This is a genomic window from Ensifer sp. Root1252, from assembly GCF_001425885.1.
Classification (GTDB): domain Bacteria; phylum Pseudomonadota; class Alphaproteobacteria; order Rhizobiales; family Rhizobiaceae; genus Ensifer; species Ensifer canadensis.
The window spans coordinates 146080-165946 of record NZ_LMDT01000006.1 but is presented as its reverse complement, the minus strand read 5'-3'; the positions used below and the strand labels follow the sequence as shown (position 1 = coordinate 165946).

Here is a 19867-nt window from a genome sequence, read left to right as displayed (position 1 = left end):
CCGTGATGTCGGCCACGGCGAGCCGCGCAGCAACTGGCGGCCGGCTCGCGATCATCGCCGGCGGCGGAGCGCTGCCGCATCATGTGGCCGAGGCCGTTCGTGCCCGTGGAGAAGATCCATTTGTGATCGCGCTCTCGCGCGAAGCGGAAGAGAGCGATTGGGTCGGTTTCGATCACTCCGTGCTCGCCATCGGCGATTTCTCCGGCATCAGCCGCACATTCAAAGAACAACGCATCGACCGCGTTGTGCTTTCGGGCTGGGTCCGTCGTAGACCGGAATGGCGCGACATTCGCCCGACGCTGAAAACGCTTGCCAGAATACCGAGCGTTTTGAAGACGCTGGTGTCTGGCGGCGATGACGCTGTCTTGCGCATGGCGATGCAACTCATCGAAGCAAGCGGCGCCCACGTGATCGGCGTGCATGAGGTGGTTCCGAACCTTCTGGCGGATCCAGGGCCGATTGGCGCTATCGCCCCATCGGACGATGACAGACGCGACGTTGAGGCCGGCATCGCTGCCGCCAACGCGCTTGGCGAACTCGACGTGGGGCAGGGCGCCATCGCTGTCGGTGGTCGCGTGGTTGCCCTGGAGGGCGCCGAGGGCACCGATGCGATGCTCGAGCGGGTGGCGACACTCAAGACGGAAGGACGCGTCTCGGCGCGTCGGCGTGGCGTTCTGGTCAAGCTTTGTAAGCCGGGGCAGGACTTGCGTGCGGATCTGCCATCGATCGGACCATCGACCGTCGCTGGCGCTGTCGCGGCCGGGCTTGCCGGAATTGCTGTCGAGGCCGGTCGCGCCCTGGTGCTCGAGCGCGCGGAGGTGATCGAAGCTGCCAACCGCGCGGGGCTGTTTGTCATTGGTGTCGAGCGGAGCGGTCACCGGGGAAAAGCATGAGCGGACAAGGCTACAAGCTGGCGGTCATTGCCGGCGAGGTATCGGGCGATCTTCTTGGCGCAGATCTGGTGCGGGCACTGCGTGCACAATGCGGGCGTGATGTCGAGCTTGTCGGCGTTGGCGGCGACGGTCTTGAGGGCGAAGGCCTGGAATCGCTGTTCGATTATTCCGAACTTTCGATCATGGGCTTCTCGCAAGTGCTCGCGCGTCTGCCAAAGTTGATTCTGCGCATCCGCCAGACGGCGAATGCCATTATTGCTGCGCGCCCCGATGCCTTGCTGATCATCGATAGTCCGGATTTCACCCATCGTGTCGCGCGTCGCGTTCGCGACGCGCTGCCGGATCTGCCTGTCATCAACTATGTCTGCCCGAGCGTATGGGCCTGGAAGCCGGAACGCGCGCCGCGCATGCGCAGCTATGTCGATCATGTTCTGGCGGTGCTGCCGTTCGAGCCCGAGACCATGCGCAAGCTTGAGGGGCCGCCGACGACCTATATCGGCCATCGGCTTGCCTCGGATGCCAATGTGCTTGCCGTCCGCGCCAGCCGACGCGAAAGACTGAACGACGTCAATGGTAGCGCGGTTTCCACCTGCCTGCTTCTGCCGGGATCGCGTTCAAGCGAAATCAAGCGGCTGCTACCGATCTTCAGGCAGATGACCGAGGAACTCGCTCGCCGGCATTCCGGCGTCCGCTTGCTGTTGCCGACGGTTCCGCGCCAGGAAAAACTGGTGCGCGAGATCACGGCCGGTTGGACGGTTCAGCCGGAAATATTGGTGGGAGCCACCGAGAAATGGGCTGCCTTCGACAAGGCGGATGCGGCAATCGCCGCGTCGGGAACGGTCATCCTAGAGCTTGCGCTAGCCGGCGTTCCCGTCGTTTCTACCTATGATGCCGACTGGCTTGTGCGGTTGCTGCACAACCGCATCCGCATCTGGAGCGGGGCGCTTCCCAATCTCATCGCCGATTTCCCGATCGTGCCGGAGTATTTCAACCAGAGCATTCGTCCGGGCGCCTTGACCCGCTGGGTCGAGCGGCTGTCCGGGCCGACGGCCCAGCGCGCGTCGATGCTCGACGGCTACGCGCTGGTACAGCAGCGCATGGCGACAAGCAGACCGCCGGGCGAATTGGGCGCCGAGATCGTCCTCTCCTATCTGCAAAATCGAAAGCCCGGTCATCTCTGACCGGGCTTTTCTCATTTCCTGATTTCCGTTTGGCGTTAACGCTTGGAGACCGGCACGTAGTCACGCTGCGGAGCGCCGACATAGAGCTGGCGCGGGCGGCCGATGCGCTGTTCCGGATCTTCGATCATTTCGTTCCACTGGGCGATCCAGCCGACGGTGCGCGCAAGCGCGAACAGCACGGTGAACATGGTGGTGGGGAAGCCCAGCGCCTTCAGCGTGATGCCGGAGTAGAAGTCGATGTTCGGGTAGAGCTTCTTCTCGACGAAGTACTCGTCGGTGAGCGCGATACGTTCGAGTTCCATCGCCACTTCGAGGAGGGGATCGTCCTTGTGGCCGAGTTCTGCAAGCACTTCATGCGTGGTCTTCTGCATGATCTTGGCGCGCGGATCGTAGTTCTTGTAGACGCGGTGGCCGAAGCCCATCAGGCGGAACGGATCATTCTTGTCCTTGGCCTTGGCGATGTATTCCGGAATGCGGTCAGCCGTGCCGATTTCGGCCAGCATGTTGAGCGCAGCTTCGTTCGCGCCGCCGTGGGCCGGGCCCCAGAGGCAGGCGATGCCAGCGGCGATGCAGGCAAAGGGATTGGCACCTGACGAACCGGCAAGGCGCACGGTCGAGGTCGAAGCATTCTGCTCGTGGTCGGCATGCAGGATGAAGATGCGATCCATGGCGCGCGACAACACCGGGTTCACTACATATTCCTCGCAAGGCACGGCAAAGCACATGCGCAGGAAGTTCGAGGCGTAGTCTAGATCGTTCTTCGGATAAACGAACGGCTGGCCGATATGGTACTTGTAGGCCATCGCGGCGATCGTCGGCATCTTGGCGATCATGCGCAGCGAAGCGACCATGCGCTGGTGCGGATCGGTGATGTCGGTCGAGTCGTGATAGAAGGCCGACAGGGCGCCGACGCAACCGCACATGACGGCCATCGGGTGGGCATCGCGACGGAAGCCGGTGAAGAAGCGCGACATCTGCTCATGCACCATGGTGTGGTGTGTGACGCGGTAGTCGAAGTCAGCCTTCTGCGCCTTCGTCGGCAGTTCGCCGTAAAGCAGGAGATAGCAGACTTCGAGGAAGTCGCCATGTTCTGCGAGCTGTTCGATCGGGTAGCCGCGGTGCAGGAGCACGCCTTCGTCACCGTCGATATAGGTGATCTTGGATTCGCACGACGCCGTCGACGTAAAGCCCGGGTCGTAGGTGAACATCTTGGTCTGCTTGTAGAGCGAGCCGATATCGACCACATCAGGACCGATGGACCCCGATCGCACTGGTAGCTCCGCCGACTTTCCATCGAATGTTACGACCGCGCTTTTTTCTGTCATGGGGACCCTCCGTCTTATGGCAACGTGGCACAGAGACCATGCCACGAAAATGAACGTTGCGAATTTGCTATATGATTTATTTTCGGCTGCCAAGCTGTACGAAAGGCAAATTGTGCGATGCGAAAATGTGCATATGGCGACGCAATAATCGCACGTTAGAGCAATATGTCCAACCGGATCAATAACTGTCAGGATAATGATGCGGTACCATTCCATATAGGTTTGCCGCTTTTTTCGGCAGATGACGTTCAGGTTGCGGTTGGGTGATGTTGGTTGCATGATCGACCTCTACCGTCTTAGGGGAGTGGTACCGTACGATGAGCGAGATCGAAGTCCGGTCTTTGATGCAGGACGCAGATCGTGTCGCTCCGGCACCACCCGCTTCGGTTTCGATCGGGAGCATGTCTGCAACGCCTGCGAATGCACGCGGCAACCTCGTTTTTCGCCTTGTCAAATCTTGCGCCGCGCTCGCGCACGCACGCCTCCGACCAGAGGCGATTGCCGCACACTGGCGCGAAGCGGTCGAAGAAGAATCGGCCTTCGGCCACGGATTGGTGCTTGTCCCCGTCCTGTTAGCCGCCGGCGTGCTGACGTGGCTCTCGCTGCCCTATGACCTCGGACTCATCAAACTTGCACTGCTGCTTTGCGTTTTCGGAATAGCCGCCTTGCTGTGCAACCTCCGTGTGCGCGCCCTGCGTGCGCCGAGGATCGCAGCGGGGCTGTTCACGGCGGGAATGATGCTTGCGGCGATCGAGGCATCGCGCATCGACACGATCGTTCTCGATGGACCGGTAACGACGAACCTGCGCGGCAAGGTATTTTCGCGCGAGAAGAATGATCGGGACCACTGGCGCTACGGAATTGTCATCGAGCAAACCACGAAGCCGACGTTGCGCCGTGCGCCGTTGAAGGCCATGGTGCTGTCGCGCAGCCCGCACGCGCCGTTGGCGATCGGGGCAACGATCGAGGGCAGGGCGCGTCTTTCGCCGCCTTCCGGCCCTGCGTTGCCAGGCCTCAACGACTTCGCATTCGATTCTTATTTCCGGCAGATCGGCGCCGTCGGTTACTTCTATGGTGCGCCACTTAGCCCGATAGCCGACGGTGCTGCGACGGTGGCGGACCGCTCGTTTTGGATGCGGATGGCGGAGTATCTGGCCGCGCTACGCGAAACGGTCGGCGAGCGGATCCGCACGGCAGTCGGTGGCGACACTGGTGCGCTCGCTGCAGCCCTGGTGACGGCGGAAGAAAGGGCGATTGGTCGCGACACCGTCGAGATGCTGCGACAGGCGGGCTTGGCGCACGTTTTGGCGATCTCCGGTCTCAACATGGTGCTTGCGGCAGGTACGTTTCTAATCGGAGCGCGTACCGTCTTGAGTGCGGTTCCCGGGTTGGCGCAGCGCGTGGCGATCAAGAAGGTTGCCGCTGCGGGCGCTCTGGCAATGGTCTTCCTTTACATCTTGATTTCCGGTGGAGCCGTATCCGCCGTCCGCGCCTGGATCATGATTTCGAACATGCTGGTTGCGGTCTTCTTCGACCGCATGTCGATCAGCCTGAGAAATATCGCGCTGGCTGCGATTGTCATCATCGTGATCACGCCATCTGCCGTTGCGGGGCCGGGCTTCCAGATGTCGTTCGCCGCCACGGCTGGCGTTGGTTGCTGGCTATGCGCGCTGGCGCGAGCGTGCGGAAGCAGAAGAGCCGGCAGTCGCCGGGCGTTGGTGGGGCAGGCGGCTCGTCACGGGTTTCGTTATCGGCGTGGTTGCGACCTCATTGATCGGCGGACTTGCAACCGCGGTTTACTCTGCCGCCTATTTCCAGCGACTGCCGGCCTATGGGTTGCTCGCCAATATTCTCGCAGCGCCACTGATCAGCATTGTGATCATGCCGTTCGGCCTCTTCGCCATGGTGTTGACGCCTTTCGGTCTCGAGCAGTACCCGCTCSCCGTCATGGCTTGGGGCCTTGACGGTATGCTGGTGATCGCCCGCTTCGTCACGTCGCTCGACGGCGAGTTTCGGACCGGCCGCGTCGGGCCGCTGGCATTCGTTCTTATCGCTGCCGGCGGCGTTATTCTGTGTGTGTTGCGCACTTGGCTGGCAGGGCTCGGAGCCGTGCTGCTGTTTTCCGGACTCGTGTGCCTCGCGTTCGAAGACAGGCAATTGCCGGCGATCGTGGTATCGGAAGATGGGCGCCTCGTCGGATTGGTCACCGACGCCGCCATTGCGACGAACCGGGATCGTCCCTCCGACTTCCTTTTCTCTCAATGGCAGCGGGCATTGGCGGTCGACGCCCACGTCGCTCCGATGCCCGCGCAAGGGGCGGTCGCTGATGGTCTTTATCCCGAGGCGAAGCTACGGCCCGCGAAGGCGCAAACGAGGACCATCGATGCCTCGACAGCCGCCGCCATCCGTCACGATATCAACTCCGCGCTCGGCCAAGTTTCGCCGAATGCTTTTTCGTGCCGCGAGAAAGAATGGTGCATCGCTCGAAGCGATGCCGGCTGGACCGTTGCTCTCGTCGAAAACCCCTACCTGTTTGAGGTGCTGTGCAATCAGGTCGATCTGCTGATCGTGCCGGGAAGCACCGAGCGGACCTGTTCATCCGGCCGGGCGCGGATCCTGAGTGGACGCCTGCTGCGATTGGTAGGTGCGATCGAGATTTTCGCCGAGCCGGTTGCGGGCGATGAGCTTCCGAAAATGCGCTTCAAGACGTCGTTCACGTCGCTGCAACGCCCTTGGGAGCGGCACCGCGCATATGACTGGAGAAGTGACGGCTTCGTCGATAACTCTCCCGCCCTTTGAGATCTCGATTGAAACGCAGGCATGAAATTATTCTTGATCTTTATACTCCACAAATCCTTGTGTTTCGTTCATAGTTTGTCGTAAAGAGCGGCCAATGCACGTTGAGGTGGCCGAAATTCCGGCTGCCCTGTGATTTTTGTGATGGCGAAACGGACCAGTACGCGAGGAACAAGATGCCCAATCGAACACGATCGAAGCTGAATTTGTTGGCCGCAGCGACATTGGTGCTGGCTTCTGGTCTTCCCTCGACGGTCGTGTTTGCACAGGCGACAACCTCAACCGAAACGACCGCTCCTGCGGTCAGCCAGGCTCAAGACGCGGGACCTGCGGGAACGGCACGGGCCAATGCCAATGCAGCGGCCCGTGGCGAGCAGCCGACTGTCGACGGTCTTCCGGCCACCGGGTCTGAAGCCGGCGCACAAACACCGGCTGTGTCGATTGAGACGCCCGCAGCAGAAGCGGCGGCCAACCCAGTCCTGCCACACGACCTTTCGCCTATCGGCATGTTCCTTGCCGCCGACATGGTGGTGAAGGCAGTGATGATCGGGCTGGCGCTCGCCTCGGTCATCACCTGGGCGATTTTCGTGGCCAAGACGTTTGAACTCTTCGCCGCAAAGGCGCGCCTCAGCCGCGCCGTCCGTCAGCTCTCCGCTGCAAACGGGTTGGCAGAGCTTAAGTCCACATTCAACGGCAAGGCGGGCCCTGCCGCGGAAATGGTTGCCGCTGCGATCGATGAGATGGTGCGTTCGGAGGCTGTGCTCGATCACGCACCGGCAGCTGGTCTCAAGGAACGCGTCGCATCGCTGCTGACGCGTATCGAGGTTCGCGCCGGCAAGCGCATGACGAGCGGAACGGGCATCCTTGCCTCGATCGGCTCCGTCGGCCCGTTCGTCGGTCTGTTCGGAACCGTCTGGGGGATCATGAACTCCTTCATTGGCATCAGCAAAGCGCAGACGACCAACCTGGCGATCGTTGCTCCCGGTATTGCCGAAGCGCTGCTGGCGACCGCAATCGGTCTCGTTGCCGCTATCCCCGCCGTTATCATCTACAACTACTTTGCCCGCGCGGTGGGTGGCTACAAGGTGATCCTCGCCGACGCGGCAGCCGCCGTCGAACGGCTTGTCAGCCGCGATCTCGATCATCGCCTGGTCCGCAAGGCGCAACCGCGTCGCCAGGATGGCTTTGCCCATCCGGCAGACGCGTCGATCGCAAGGATCGGGTGAGACATGGCCGGCAAGGTTACCGACAGCGGCGGCGATCTCGACGAGAACAGCGAGATCAACGTCACCCCATTCATCGATGTCATGCTCGTTTTGCTGATCATCTTCATGGTCGCGGCACCACTTGCGACCGTGGACATGAAGGTCGATCTGCCGCAATCGGCCTCCAAGCCGACGCCGCGCGACGATAAGCCGGTCTTCGTCACGCTCAACGCCGACCTCGGTCTGGCGATTGGCAACGAAGAAACAGCCCGTGAGGAATTTGCGGTGGAGCTTCAGCGCCTGACGGAGGGTAACACCGAGACGCGCGTTCTGCTGCGTGCGGACAAGGCCGTCGACTACGGCGAGCTGATGACGGTCATGAACCTCATCCAGAACGCCGGTTATACGAAGATTGCCCTCGTTGGGCTCGAAGGGGCGCCTGGCCGCTGACGTCAGGCTCTCTCTGTTCTGGCGGCAGCCAGCGCCGCCGCCCGTGCCGGGCCGTGCAAACGTCGCTTCGGTGTTTCTCGTTCCTTTTTCCGCTGCAAGATGTCGCTGTCGCTTGAAACCAGCGGGAGGGCGATTTATGAGCTTATATAAAGGCGCCATATTTGGCAGCCAGAAGACGACTGCGCGGTCATCCGGGATACCGGTGCCGTGCCATCCGGACACGAGGGCAGTATGATGAATTTCGAAGCGGCGCGCACCAAGATGGTGGACAACCAGATCCGGACGACGGATGTGACGTCCCATGCGATCCTGTCCGCTTTCCTCTCCGTACCGCGCGAAGAATTCGTGCCTTCGCGGATGAAGGAACTCGCCTATATCGATGCCGACATCGAACTCGACGGCGCTAAGGGCGCAAGCCCGCGGTACCTGATGGAGCCGTCGCCGCTCGCCAAGCTGCTGCAACTCGCCGAAATCTCGAAGTCAGACGTGGTGCTGGAGATCGGCTGTGGCACCGGTTACGCCTCGGCGCTGCTTTCGTTGATCGCCGGTTCGGTCGTCGCACTCGAAAGCGATGAAGCGCTTGCCGCAACTGCGACGGAAACCTTGGCACGGCTGGGCTATGACAACGTTGCCGTGGTCACCGGCGATCTTGGCAAGGGATATGCCGGCGAGGCACCCTATGATGTCATTTTCGTTCATGGTTCGGTAGAAGTGCTTCCTCCGGCCTTGTTCGAGCAGTTGCGCGACGGCGGCCGGCTTATTGCCGTTGAAGGCTTCGGTAACGCTTCGCGTGCTAAGCTTTATGTCCATGAGCATGGGAAGACGTCCGAAAGGGCGGATTTCAACACTGCGGTCAAGCCGCTTCCCGGCTTCCGCCGCGAGCAGACTTTTGTTTTTTGAGGTGCCGCTTATTGAGGTATCTCAACATTTGATTGTGCTGCTAAAATAGCAATGTTGCCAATTGGCAACGAACCACCTGTTTCTTTTTGAAATGATCGTGCGCAGTATCGGTGTACAGTTGTGATCAGGCCGAATCCGGGTTTCAAAGAGTGCTGAGGTAGTGATTTGCTCACCGGTGGGCGGTGTGAGCGCTTCATCGCCGTATTTAGGGCGGCCCGGTTTCGACGTCGGAATGGTGCCGCAGGAAATAGTGGGCTGGCTTTGCCGCCCCGATCGGAGAGGGAAGTATGGTGTCGATTGTCCGCAAAGCAGCCTTTTGGGCTGCCGTCTCGACGAGTGTACTGCTTGCGCCGCAGGCCGTGCTGGCGGAGACGATCTTCGGCGCAATGGCCAAAGCCTATGAAAATAACCCGGATCTGAACGCCGCGCGCGCTGGTCTTAGGGCGACCGACGAAGGGGTGCCGATCGCGAAGTCCGGGTTTCGTCCACAGGTTTCGGCTTTTGCAAACGGAACGCTTTCAAACGTCGACAACGAGCTTACCGGAAGCCGGGACTTTCATCAGGGGCAGATCGGTATCACCGTAACCCAGATGATTTTTGATGGCTTTCAGACGCTGAACAATGTTCGCGCCGCTGAATCGAATGTCTTCGCCAACCGCGAATCGCTTCGCGCAAACGAGATCCAGATTCTGCTCGCAGCAGCCACGTCCTACGCCAACATCGCGCGCGACCAGCAGATCGTTGTTATTCGCCGGCAGAACCTCGCCTTCCTCAGGGAACAGCTGAACGCATCCCAGGCTCGCCTTGACGTGGGTGAAGGCACCCGCACGGACGTCAGCCTTTCCGAGGCATCGCTTGCCGACGCGCAGTCGCTTCTGATTACCGCCATTGCGCAGTTGAAGCAGAGCGAATCAGTCTACGTGCAGATCGTCGGCGTTGCGCCGACGGGTATCAAGCAGCCGGGGCCGGCCACCAAGGGGCTTCCGCGTTCGCTCGATCAGGCTGTTGCCCTGGGATTGCGTCAGCACCCGACCATTCTCGCCGCCCAGTACAACGTCGATACGGCCGGCTTCCAGGTGAAGTCTGCTGAAGGCACCATGCTGCCCGGCGTGAGCATTCAGGGGCAGGTTGGACGCGTGACCGGCAACTCCGGCGACGGTCTTGACAGCAACGCGTCGAGCGTTACTGCCCGCCTGACGGTGCCGATCTACCAGGGTGGCGCGGAATACGGTCAGATTCGCCAAGCGAAGGAGACCTTGGGCCAGCAGCGCATCCTCGTCGATTCGCAGCGCGCCGCCGTTCAGCAGAACGTCGTGAGCGCACACGCCCAACTTGAGGCGGCAATTGCGCGCATCGGCGCCAACAAGACGCAGATCTCGGCGGCTAACATGGCGCTTGCCGGCGTCATCGAAGAGCGCAATGTTGGTCAGCGCACTACGCTCGACGTGCTCGATTCGCAGCAGACCGTTCTGAATGCGCAGGAACAGCTGGCTATCGCCCAGCGCGACGCCGTCGTCGCAAGCTACGGTCTGCTCGCTGCCACCGCGACACTGAGCGTCAAGAGCCAGGGCCTGCAGGTCGCGGAATATCGCGCCGAAGAGCATTACGAAGCCGTCAAGGACAAATGGTTCGGACTTCGAACCGTCGACGGCCGCTGATCAAAGAAAACGCCTCGGGAAACCGGGGCGTTTCTGCTTCTGCCGATCGAAACAAATCTGTGCAACAATCCAAGTGTCTGATTCGTGGCGTATGTTTCGTCCGCGGACTCACTTAAGGTTTGTTTGTTATCGGCACATGCGTCGTTTCGGGACACATGCTCTGCCGCGTCAAACGGGGATAGAAATGGCACAGCTCAATGTCGCGCGTGAACCTTCGATGGATGAGATTCTCGCATCCATTCGCAAGATCATCGAGAGCAATGAGCCGGGGCAGACCGATTTCTCCTCGCGTGACCAATACGAGGACGACGGCTCGGATGAGATTGAACTGACGATCGACAGCGAAATCGAGGCTGCCGCTTTCGGCAGGCGGGAGGACCATGGCGAGGCGTCCAAGCTCGCTACACCTTCGCCGGAGATCGAGGTGGCCGTCATTCCTTCGGAGCCGCATTCGAGCATCGCGCAGCCGCCGCTTTCGCTGGCGGACGTTGCAGCCCGAGTAAGGGCGGCCTCCGAGCGCCACACCATGAGCTATACCGCCAAAGAGCCGGTCAAGGATGTGCCTTCGCGCAGCGTTCAGGATAGTCCGGTCATCACGTCACGTATGGCAGCAGTGTCCGCGCCGCCGGCGCCGGTTGATCGTCTCTCGGTGAGCGCCGTACAAGAGCCCGTCAATCGGGCGGTAGCTGTTGAAGCGCTGAAGGTAGCAGACCCGGCACCCGTAGCCGTTTCGGCCGGACCGGTGGCTGTTATTGCCGAAGAGCCCGTGACCGAAAAGGCCGCGCCTGCGATCCTTTCACCCGAGGTTGGTCGTCAGGTCGCTCAGTCCTTCGACAATCTTGCCCAGGCGGTCGACCTCAGCACGCGGCGGTCGTTCGACGAAATTGCCGAAGAAATGCTGCGCCCGATGCTGCAGGAATGGCTGGACGACAACCTACCGACCTTGGTTGAACGGCTGGTGCGTGAAGAGATCGAACGCGTCGCGCGCGGCCCCCGGCGCTAGGATCTGAACCTTTCCGATACAGAGGCCGCGGAACAGTCGCGGCCTTTTTGCGTTCGTGTTGACTTGCACCGGTCGTTCCGGTTTACAAGACATAGACATCAATCTCCAAAATTGGCTTCAAAATGCTTGATAAGACCTACGATTCCGCATCCGTCGACCCACGTATCGCCAAGAAGTGGGACGAAGAAAACGCGTTTCGTGCGGGTGCGGGAGCAAAGCCCGGCGCCGACAGCTTCTGTATCGTGATCCCGCCACCGAACGTGACGGGCTCGCTGCACATGGGCCATGCGCTGAACAACACGCTGCAGGACGTGCTGGTACGGTTCGAGCGCATGCGCGGCAAGGACGTGCTGTGGCAGCCGGGCATGGACCATGCCGGTATCGCCACGCAGATGGTCGTCGAGCGCAAGCTGATGGAACAACAGCAGCACCGCCGCCAGATGGGCCGTGAAGCCTTCATCGAGAAGGTCTGGGAGTGGAAGGCCGAATCCGGCGGGTTGATTTTCAACCAGCTGAAGCGGCTTGGCGCTTCCTGCGACTGGTCGCGCGAGCGCTTCACCATGGACGATGGTCTGTCGGAGGCCGTCCTCGAAGTGTTCGTCTCGCTCTACAAGGAAGGCTTGATCTATAAGGACAAGCGTCTGGTCAATTGGGACCCGAAGCTGCTGACGGCGATTTCCGACCTGGAGGTCGAGCAGCACGAAATCAACGGAAACCTCTGGTACCTGCGCTATCCACTCGAGCCGGGTGTCACCTATCAGCATCCGGTCGCCTTCGACGAAGACGGCAAGGCGACGGAATGGGAAACTCGCGACTACCTGGTCGTTGCCACCACGCGGCCGGAAACGATGCTTGGCGACAGCGGTATTGCCGTCAATCCGGAAGACGCGCGCTACAAGCCGCTCATCGGCAAACACGTCATTCTGCCGATTGTCGGCCGCCGTATCCCCGTTGTCGGTGACGACTATGCCGATCCGACCGCCGGAACGGGCGCCGTCAAGATTACGCCCGCGCACGATTTCAACGATTTCGACGTCGGCAAACGTGCAGGCCTCGCAGCCATCAACATCCTGACCATCGAAGGTCGGATCACCATCAAGGACAATGAGGAGTTCCTCGAGGGCCTCAGCGACCCCGCGGCCCTGCATGGCGCCTGGGATGAGCTTGAGGGCAAGGACCGTTTCGAAGCGCGCAAGATCATCGTTCGGATCTTCGAGGAAGGCGGCCTGCTCGACAAGATTGAGCCGCACAAGCACATGGTCCCGCACGGCGACCGTGGCGGGGTGCCGATCGAGCCGCGCCTGACCGAGCAATGGTATGTCGATGCGAAGACGCTGGCGAAGCCCGCGATCGCATCGGTCAAGGAAGGTCGTACCAACTTCGTCCCGAAGAACTGGGAGAAGACCTATTACGAATGGATGGAGAACATCCAGCCCTGGTGCGTCTCGCGCCAACTCTGGTGGGGACACCAGATCCCGGCCTGGTATGGCCCGGACGGCCAGGTCTTCGTAGAGAAGACCGAGGAAGAGGCGCTGCACGCCGCGATCCAGCACTATCTGGCGCACGAAGGTCCAATGAAGGCCTATGTCGAAGACCTGCTTGAAAACTTCAAGCCGGGCGAGATCCTGACCCGTGACGAAGACGTGCTGGACACCTGGTTCTCGTCGGCGCTCTGGCCGTTCTCGACGCTCGGCTGGCCGAACGAAACGCCGGAACTCGAAAAATACTATCAGACCGATGTTTTGGTCACCGGCTTCGACATCATCTTCTTCTGGGTCGCCCGCATGATGATGATGGGTCTGCATTTCATGAAGGATGCGGACGGTACGCCGGTCGAGCCGTTCCACACCGTCTATGTCCACGCGCTCGTTCGCGACAAGAATGGGCAGAAGATGTCGAAGTCCAAGGGCAACGTCATCGACCCCTTGGAACTGATGGACGAATACGGTGCCGACGCGCTGCGCTTTACCCTGGCGATCATGGCCGCCCAGGGGCGCGACGTGAAGCTCGACACCGCTCGCATTGCCGGCTACCGCAATTTCGGAACGAAGCTCTGGAACGCCACGCGTTTTGCCCAGATGAACGGCGTCACCAATAGTGACGGCTTCATCCCCGAGGCATCGTCGCTGACGATCAATCGCTGGATCCTGACCGAGCTCTCACGGACGATCCGCGATGTCACCGAAGCGCTCGAAGGCTTCCGGTTCAACGAGGCCGCTGGCAGTCTCTATCGGTTCGTCTGGAACCAGTTCTGCGACTGGTACCTCGAACTGCTGAAGCCGGTCTTCAGCGGCGAGGATGAAGCGGCAAAACGCGAATCCCAAGCTTGTGTCGCCTATGTTCTCGATGAGATCTACAAGCTGCTGCACCCCTTCATGCCCTTCATGACCGAAGAGCTCTGGGATCAGACGGCGGGCGAGGGGCGTGAGCGCGCGGGCCTGCTCTGCCACGCGGAATGGCCGTCTGCCTCCTACGCCGACGATGCCGCAGCTGACGAGATCAACTGGCTGATCGATCTGGTTTCCGGCATCCGTTCGGTCCGTTCGGAAATGAACGTCCCGCCGGCAGCGACCGCACCACTCATCGTGGTCGCAGCCAACGCACTGACGCGCGAGCGGCTAGAGCGGCATGCTTCGGCCATCGGTCGCCTGGCGCGCGTCGAGCATATCGACCATGTGGCGGTGGCGCCGGGCGGCAGCGCGCAGATCGTCGTTGCGGAGGCAACGTTCTGCCTGCCGCTTGGCAACCTGATCGATCTCTCGGCCGAAAAATCGCGTCTGGAAAAAGCGATCTCCAAGGTCGAAGTCGAGCGGGAACGTATCCTCAGCAAGCTGGCCAACGAGAAGTTCGTCGCCAATGCAAAGCCGGAGCTGGTCGAAGCCGAGCGTGAACGTCTCGTTGAACTGGATCTGCAGAAGGACTCCCTCGGCATCGCCTTGGCGCGGGTTGCAGAAGCCGGGTGAGGGTACTGCAAGCTCTGATCTTGTGTCATCCGCGGCGGAAACGTCGCGGATTTCGCATTTTCTGGCGAGATCGCTAGAGGTGTCGCCAAGCCGATTCGTTCGGCCAAAACAGTGGCTTTCTGACGCACCGACCTGGGAGTTAGAGCCCCGCTTTCAAACCCAAATTCGCGTTTTTTCCTGCAAAAACCAATGCTGTTGTTGTTGAGTAACACTTTCGGGTTATGCTGGTAAAATATCCTAACATTAGTCGATAAATACCCGTATTGCGCAAAAATATTTCAAATTGTTTGGATTGTGTTCAGATGATGAGAATCTTACGTAAATTTTATGGCGCACATGAGCACAATACCCCTGGAAAGCGGCATTTGCGATTTCACACGATCGTGAGAATACTTTTCGCACAGGCGACGTGAGGTGGATTGTCGCAGATTGAAATGCAGGGGGAGGAGCTTAATGGCTCATGAGAATTTGAAGCGGGGCGTCTTTGCGTTGGCGGCCGGAATTCTGGTTGCATCGGCGGCGCACGCTGGCGGTCTTGAACGCGGCGGTTACAATATCGACCTGCTGTTCGACCCGTCGGACTATGCAGCGGAAGCGACGACAACCTATGTCAACCCGCAGCGCGAACTGAAGAACGTCAGGGATACGAATACGACGTCTGCAGCCTTCCCATTCAACGGAACCGGACCCGGTACTGGCGGTGGCAATCTGAACTCCCGTCCCAATTCTGTCGAAGACACGGAGAGCTATTGGGTGCCGCGTGTGGGCATCAAGGCCCGCTTCGGAGAGGACGTCGACTGCATGGCTGACTATTCGCAGCCATGGGGAGCTCATACAAATCCGGGCGTAAATTGGGCCGGCGCCAACAACAACATTGAGACGAAGGTCGAGAGCGACAACTACGCCGCGACTTGCTCATACAAGTTTGACATGGGGCAGGGCCAGTTCCGCGTCATCGGCGGCGTCTTTTACCAAGAGGTCGGCGGCTTCAAGGAGAGATTGGTACAGGATTTCACGGGTGTGCCGCCGGCATTCGGCGGGTTGCAATCCGGCATCGGCAGGCTGGATCTCCAAGGTGACGGTTGGGGTTGGCGCGCCGGCGTCGGCTACGAAATACCGGAGTACGCGGTACGCGCAAGCTTGGTCTATAACAGTGCCGTTGATCTGGATAATCTGGCGGGTACGATCGATCTGCGCAATGTGCGCGGACCGGCGCCGGTCAACTTCTACGATGTGGCCGGGTTCGCCTCCATGCCGGACTCGCTCGAGCTCAAAGTTCAATCCGGTATTGCACCTGGCTGGGTCGCGTTCGGTTCGGTCAAGTGGACGGACTGGAGCCAGCTTCAGGTTCTCAAGTTCTGCCCGCCTTCCGGCGGTACCCTGGAGCAGCCTTGCACCTCGCTCGACCTGCTCTATCGCGACGGCTGGACGATCTCTGGCGGCGTTGGTCACAAGTTCAATGAACAGTGGAGCGGTGCCGTCAGCCTAACGTGGGATCGTGGCACGAGCCATGGCTATGGCACACAGTCCGACACTTGGGCGCTGGGCACCGGTGTTGCCTATTCGCCCACGAAGAATGTTGAGTTCCGCCTTGCAGGTGCTGTCGGTATCCTGACGAGCGGCAGTTCTGGCGCCGTCAACTTCGACGGCCAGGTCATCGGAGACGATGTTTCCTACGACTATGGCAACGACTTCTTCGGTGCGATTTCGACAGCGATCAAAGTAAAATTCTGATCCTCCATTGATCAGGACGCGCAAGGCCCGGTTTCATCACCGGGCCTTTCTTTTTGCCTTGAGCGACATCTGTTGGTGACTGTTCCGCTCGACGCCAATGTGACGATTCAGCAACACATTTAATGCTAGAGTTTGCTAGGGTCGGACTCAAGGTCAGTATGTCCATTTCCCGCCACAAACAGGGAGCAGCGATGTTAAGGACAAACGTGCGACTTGAGGATCGGGCCCGCAATGTTTGTAACGAAATGACGTCATGTGTCGTCTTGAACGAACTGCCGCACTTCCGCGGAAATGGTTCGGTAAGGCTACACACAATGGAGTTTCATTCTGGACTGAGTGAGCCGGTGTTTTCGGCGGTTTCGGTGAACAAGTGAATGGCAAAGAGTCATTCAGGCGTTTGTGTTTGCAGCGGTGATGAGTTCGGCGTGGCCGGCTGGAACGGAAGAATTAGACTGTGATGCTTGCGGGTGAACTGAAGTCTCTGAAGGTTGCGATGCTCGGCGTGTCGCTGGTGGTCGGCGGCGCTACGGCTGGTCCGGCACGTGCCTTTGATCCGGGCACCGGTGTCAGCAAGGAATCCGGTCCGTTTGCCCTGTTCAAATTCGGCTTCTCCGCCTACAAGAACGGCCGCAAGGACGAAGCGGTCGAAGCCTACCGCTATGCCGCCGAAAAGGGGCATACCGGCTCCCGCTGGGCGCTTGCCAATATGTATGCCTACGGCGACGGCGTCGCCGAAAACGACCTCGAAGCCTTCAAGATTTACAGCGAGATTGCCCAGCAGGGTGTCGAACCTGGCTCCGAGGATACGGGCTACTTTGTCAACGCGCTGATCTCGCTTGCCGGCTACTATCGTCGCGGTATTCCGGACAGCCCCATCAAGTCCGACATGTCGCAGGCACGTCAGCTTTACTTTCAGGCTGCATCGACCTTCGGCGTATCGGAGGCGCAGTTCCAGTTGGCGCGCATGTTGCTTTCGGGCGAGGGCGGCAACGTCAACGTCCAGCAGGCCAAGAAGTGGCTGAACCGCGCACGCAAGAACGGTCATGCCGGCGCCATGGGCGTTTTCGGCAATGTCATTTTCCAGGAAGGTCAGACCATCCGCGGTCTCGCCTACATGACCGCGGCACTCGATCAATGTTCGCCGAAGGATCGGCCATGGCTGCAGTCGATGCAGGAACAGGCATTTTCTCTGGCAACCGAAGATGATCGCCGTAAGGCGATCAACCTGTCGCAGAACATGCACACGCAGGGCGACGACGACTAGGCGCTGCCCCTGGCGTCACCTCCGCTTCAAAGCGGACGTTCGAACGCGAAATAGCCCGCGACCGGTACGTGGTCGGATGGTTTTTCCCAGGCCCGCACGTGCTTCTCGATCGACGTCGAGACCAGCCTGTCCGCCGCTTCCGGCGATAGCATCAGGTGATCGATCCGTATCCCGAAATTCTTCGGCCAGCATCCGGCCTGATAGTCCCAGAATGAGTAGAGCGGAACGTCATCCGTGGTCGAGCGCACTGCGTCAGTCAGGCCGAGATTCCGCAACTGGCGAAAAGCCTGGCGTGTCTCAGGCAGGAACAGCGCATCGTTCTGCCAGACCTTGACGTCCCAGCAGTCGTGTTCCTCGGGGATGACATTGTAGTCGCCGGCAAGAATGAGCGGCTCTTCCAGTTCCAGCCGACGTTGCGCGTAGGCGGAAAGGCGCTCCATCCAGCGCAGTTTGTAAGGGTACTTCTCGCTATCGACCGGGTTGCCATTTGGCAGGTAGAGCGAGCAGACGCGGATGACGCCGCCGGAGACGGAGAAGACGCCTTCGATAAATCGAGCCTGCTCGTCCGCGTCGTCGCCCGGCAGACCGCGGTTGACTTCGTCAGGTTTCAGCTTGGAAAGCAGCGCAACGCCGTTGAAGCCTTTCTGGCCGTGCGTTTCGACGTGATAGCCGAGCGCTTCGATCTCAAGGCGCGGGAAGTTTTCATCGACCGACTTGATCTCCTGCAGGCAGACGATGTCCGGGTTCGATTCTTTCAACCACGCCAGCAGGCCGTCGATTCGCGCCTTGACGCCATTGATGTTCCAGGTGGCAATCTTCATGGCTCGAAACGCCCTTCCATGTCAGTGAATCCTTCCGGACGGCTTCTTGTAACGACTCGGGATTCGTTTGACAAATCCGATACCTGCGGTCTTTTCGCGGAGAAAGGCCCCGTACATCAATAACGGGCAGCGCTTTTCACGCACTTGCCGTATGCGGGCATGCCGTTGAATTGATTCCCACCCGCCGAAGGCTATAGTCCCCCACATGATCGACCTCATCCAGAACTATTGGCCGCATTTCCTCGTTTTCCTGTCTTTCGTCTTGGGCGTGCCGGCGGCCATCCATGCCGCCATGACCAAGGACGATGTTCGGGCGGCAGCCGGTTGGGTCGGCGTCGTGCTGCTGTCACCGATTGTTGGGGCGGTCGTCTATGGTGTTGCCGGCATTAACCGCATCCGCCGCTCGTCCATCGGCATGCAACGCTCGTTGCTGCGCGGCCGCGGCCCCGATCAGTTCGGGCGCTTCGATGTATCCGATGCCGAGATTGGCACGCGTTTCGGCCAACGATTCTCGGCAATGAAAATCCTCGGTGACCGGGTGTCGCGGCATGCGATGTCCACAGGCAACCGCATAAGCATGCTCGAGGGCGGGGATGCGGCCTATACCGCCATGCTGCATGAGATCACCCACGCGCGCCGCAGCATCCTGCTTGAAAGTTACATCTTCGATCGAGACGCGCTCGGCTTGCGCTTCGCCGATGCATTGATAGCGGCGCGTGGGCGAGGGGTCGAGGTACGGGTGCTGATCGATGCGGTGGGCGCACGCTACTCCGTACCGAGCATCGTCGGTTATCTCAAGGCTGCGAGCGTGCCCACGGCCGTCTTCAACGGCAACATCATCATGGGGCTCAGATTGCCCTATGCCAATCTGCGCACGCACCGGAAGATCCTGGTCGTCGATGGCAAGGTCGCCTTTGCCGGCGGCATGAACATCCGCGCCGGCTTCACCACCGAAATCGCCGGTCCCGAAGCGGCCTATGACACCCATTTCCGCATCACCGGGCCTGTCGTTGCCGACATCTTCCAGGTTTCTGCCGAGGATTGGCAGTTTTCGACGGGTGAACTTCTGGCAAGTGACACGTGGAAAATCGAGCCGACCTCGCCGGCGGCAAAGGCGCCCGGCATTCTGATGCGCGCTGTACCGTCGGGGCCCGACAAAACGAATGAAACCAATCACAAGATGCTGATGGGTGCGTTCTCGGTGGCGCGAAAGAACATTCGACTGATGTCGCCCTATTTTCTTCCTGACCGGGAGTTGATCAGCGCGCTTGTGACGGCCGCCCGCCGTGGCGTAGAGGTGGATATTGTCGTGCCCGCGGTCAACAATCTGCTGCTGGTCGACCGCGCCATGACAGCGCAGTTCGATCAGGTGTTGAAGGGGCATTGCCGCGTCTGGCGCGCAAAGGGTGCCTTCAATCACTCCAAGCTGCTCGCCGTTGATGAGACTTGGGCCTATGTCGGCTCGACGAACCTCGATCCGCGGTCGCTACGCCTCAACTTCGAATTCGATCTCGAAGTGCTCGATGACGGCTTCGCACGCGATGTCAGCAGCCGCATCGCCGCAATCGCGGAGTCTGCGGAAGAGGTGACGCTAAAGGATTTGAATGCCCAGCCTTTAGCTGCGCGCTTGGCAAACCGCCTGCTCTGGCTGGGATCGCCATATCTGTAGCAATG

At 60.2% G+C, this 19867-nt stretch carries 13 protein-coding genes and 1 pseudogene; 12 read left to right on the top strand and 2 right to left on the bottom strand.

What is annotated here, in order from left to right; genetic code table 11:
- Window positions 1–5: 5 nt before the first annotated feature.
- The gene (locus ASD02_RS08840; RefSeq protein ID WP_025426829.1) at window positions 6–893 is read left to right on the top strand and encodes an LpxI family protein; all 888 of its coding nucleotides are present in this window, start codon (window positions 6–8) and stop codon (window positions 891–893) included.
- Window positions 890–2074, top strand: coding sequence for a lipid-A-disaccharide synthase (lpxB, locus tag ASD02_RS08835; protein ID WP_057205058.1), 1185 nt, complete (start codon window positions 890–892; stop codon window positions 2072–2074). The genes ASD02_RS08840 and lpxB overlap by 4 nt, the downstream gene beginning before the upstream one ends.
- Window positions 2075–2109: 35 nt before the next feature.
- On the opposite strand, the gene gltA is transcribed toward lpxB, so the two are convergent.
- Window positions 2110–3399 (bottom strand): citrate synthase, encoded by a 1290-nt coding sequence (gene gltA / locus ASD02_RS08830; RefSeq protein WP_025426831.1) that lies wholly within the window; start codon window positions 3397–3399, stop codon window positions 2110–2112.
- 317 nt (window positions 3400–3716) lie between these two features.
- On the opposite strand from gltA, the pseudogene ASD02_RS40540 reads away from it, so the two are divergent.
- From ASD02_RS40540 to exoR, 9 genes and pseudogenes are all read left to right on the top strand, one after another.
- Window positions 3717–6198, top strand: a pseudogene (locus ASD02_RS40540) (ComEC/Rec2 family competence protein).
- Between the two features lie 173 nt (window positions 6199–6371).
- The gene (exbB, locus tag ASD02_RS08820; RefSeq protein ID WP_057205051.1) at window positions 6372–7421 is read left to right on the top strand and encodes a tonB-system energizer ExbB; all 1050 of its coding nucleotides are present in this window, start codon (window positions 6372–6374) and stop codon (window positions 7419–7421) included.
- 3 nt (window positions 7422–7424) lie between these two features.
- Window positions 7425–7850 carry a TonB system transport protein ExbD gene (exbD, locus tag ASD02_RS08815; RefSeq protein ID WP_025426837.1) on the top strand — a complete coding sequence of 142 codons (426 nt, stop codon included), beginning with the start codon at window positions 7425–7427 and terminating at the stop codon, window positions 7848–7850.
- Between the two features lie 234 nt (window positions 7851–8084).
- On the top strand, window positions 8085–8750 hold the full coding sequence (locus tag ASD02_RS08810) for a protein-L-isoaspartate O-methyltransferase (RefSeq protein ID WP_025426838.1): 666 nt from the start codon (window positions 8085–8087) through the stop codon (window positions 8748–8750).
- Between the two features lie 287 nt (window positions 8751–9037).
- Window positions 9038–10408, top strand: coding sequence for an outer membrane channel protein TolC (tolC, locus tag ASD02_RS08805; protein WP_025426839.1), 1371 nt, complete (start codon window positions 9038–9040; stop codon window positions 10406–10408).
- A gap of 184 nt (window positions 10409–10592) precedes the next feature.
- On the top strand, window positions 10593–11411 hold the full coding sequence (locus ASD02_RS08800) for a PopZ family protein (RefSeq protein WP_025426840.1): 819 nt from the start codon (window positions 10593–10595) through the stop codon (window positions 11409–11411).
- Window positions 11412–11533: 122 nt separating this feature from the next.
- On the top strand, window positions 11534–14374 hold the full coding sequence (locus ASD02_RS08795; protein ID WP_057205048.1) for a valine--tRNA ligase: 2841 nt from the start codon (window positions 11534–11536) through the stop codon (window positions 14372–14374).
- Between the two features lie 453 nt (window positions 14375–14827).
- Window positions 14828–16108, top strand: coding sequence for an OmpP1/FadL family transporter (locus ASD02_RS08790; RefSeq protein ID WP_025426842.1), 1281 nt, complete (start codon window positions 14828–14830; stop codon window positions 16106–16108).
- A 457-nt stretch (window positions 16109–16565) separates the two neighbouring features.
- A complete protein-coding gene (gene exoR, locus ASD02_RS08785) occupies window positions 16566–17372 on the top strand; it encodes an exopolysaccharide production regulator ExoR (protein WP_025426843.1) in 807 nt (268 codons plus the stop codon).
- A gap of 26 nt (window positions 17373–17398) precedes the next feature.
- Here exoR and xth read toward each other — a convergent pair whose 3' ends face one another.
- Entirely contained in the window at window positions 17399–18193 is a 795-nt protein-coding gene (gene xth, locus ASD02_RS08780) for an exodeoxyribonuclease III (protein WP_025426844.1), read from the bottom strand.
- Window positions 18194–18398: 205 nt separating this feature from the next.
- Between xth and ASD02_RS08775 the strand changes: the two genes are divergently transcribed.
- A complete protein-coding gene (locus tag ASD02_RS08775; protein ID WP_025426845.1) occupies window positions 18399–19862 on the top strand; it encodes a phosphatidylserine/phosphatidylglycerophosphate/cardiolipin synthase family protein in 1464 nt (487 codons plus the stop codon).
- Window positions 19863–19867 lie beyond the last annotated feature (5 nt).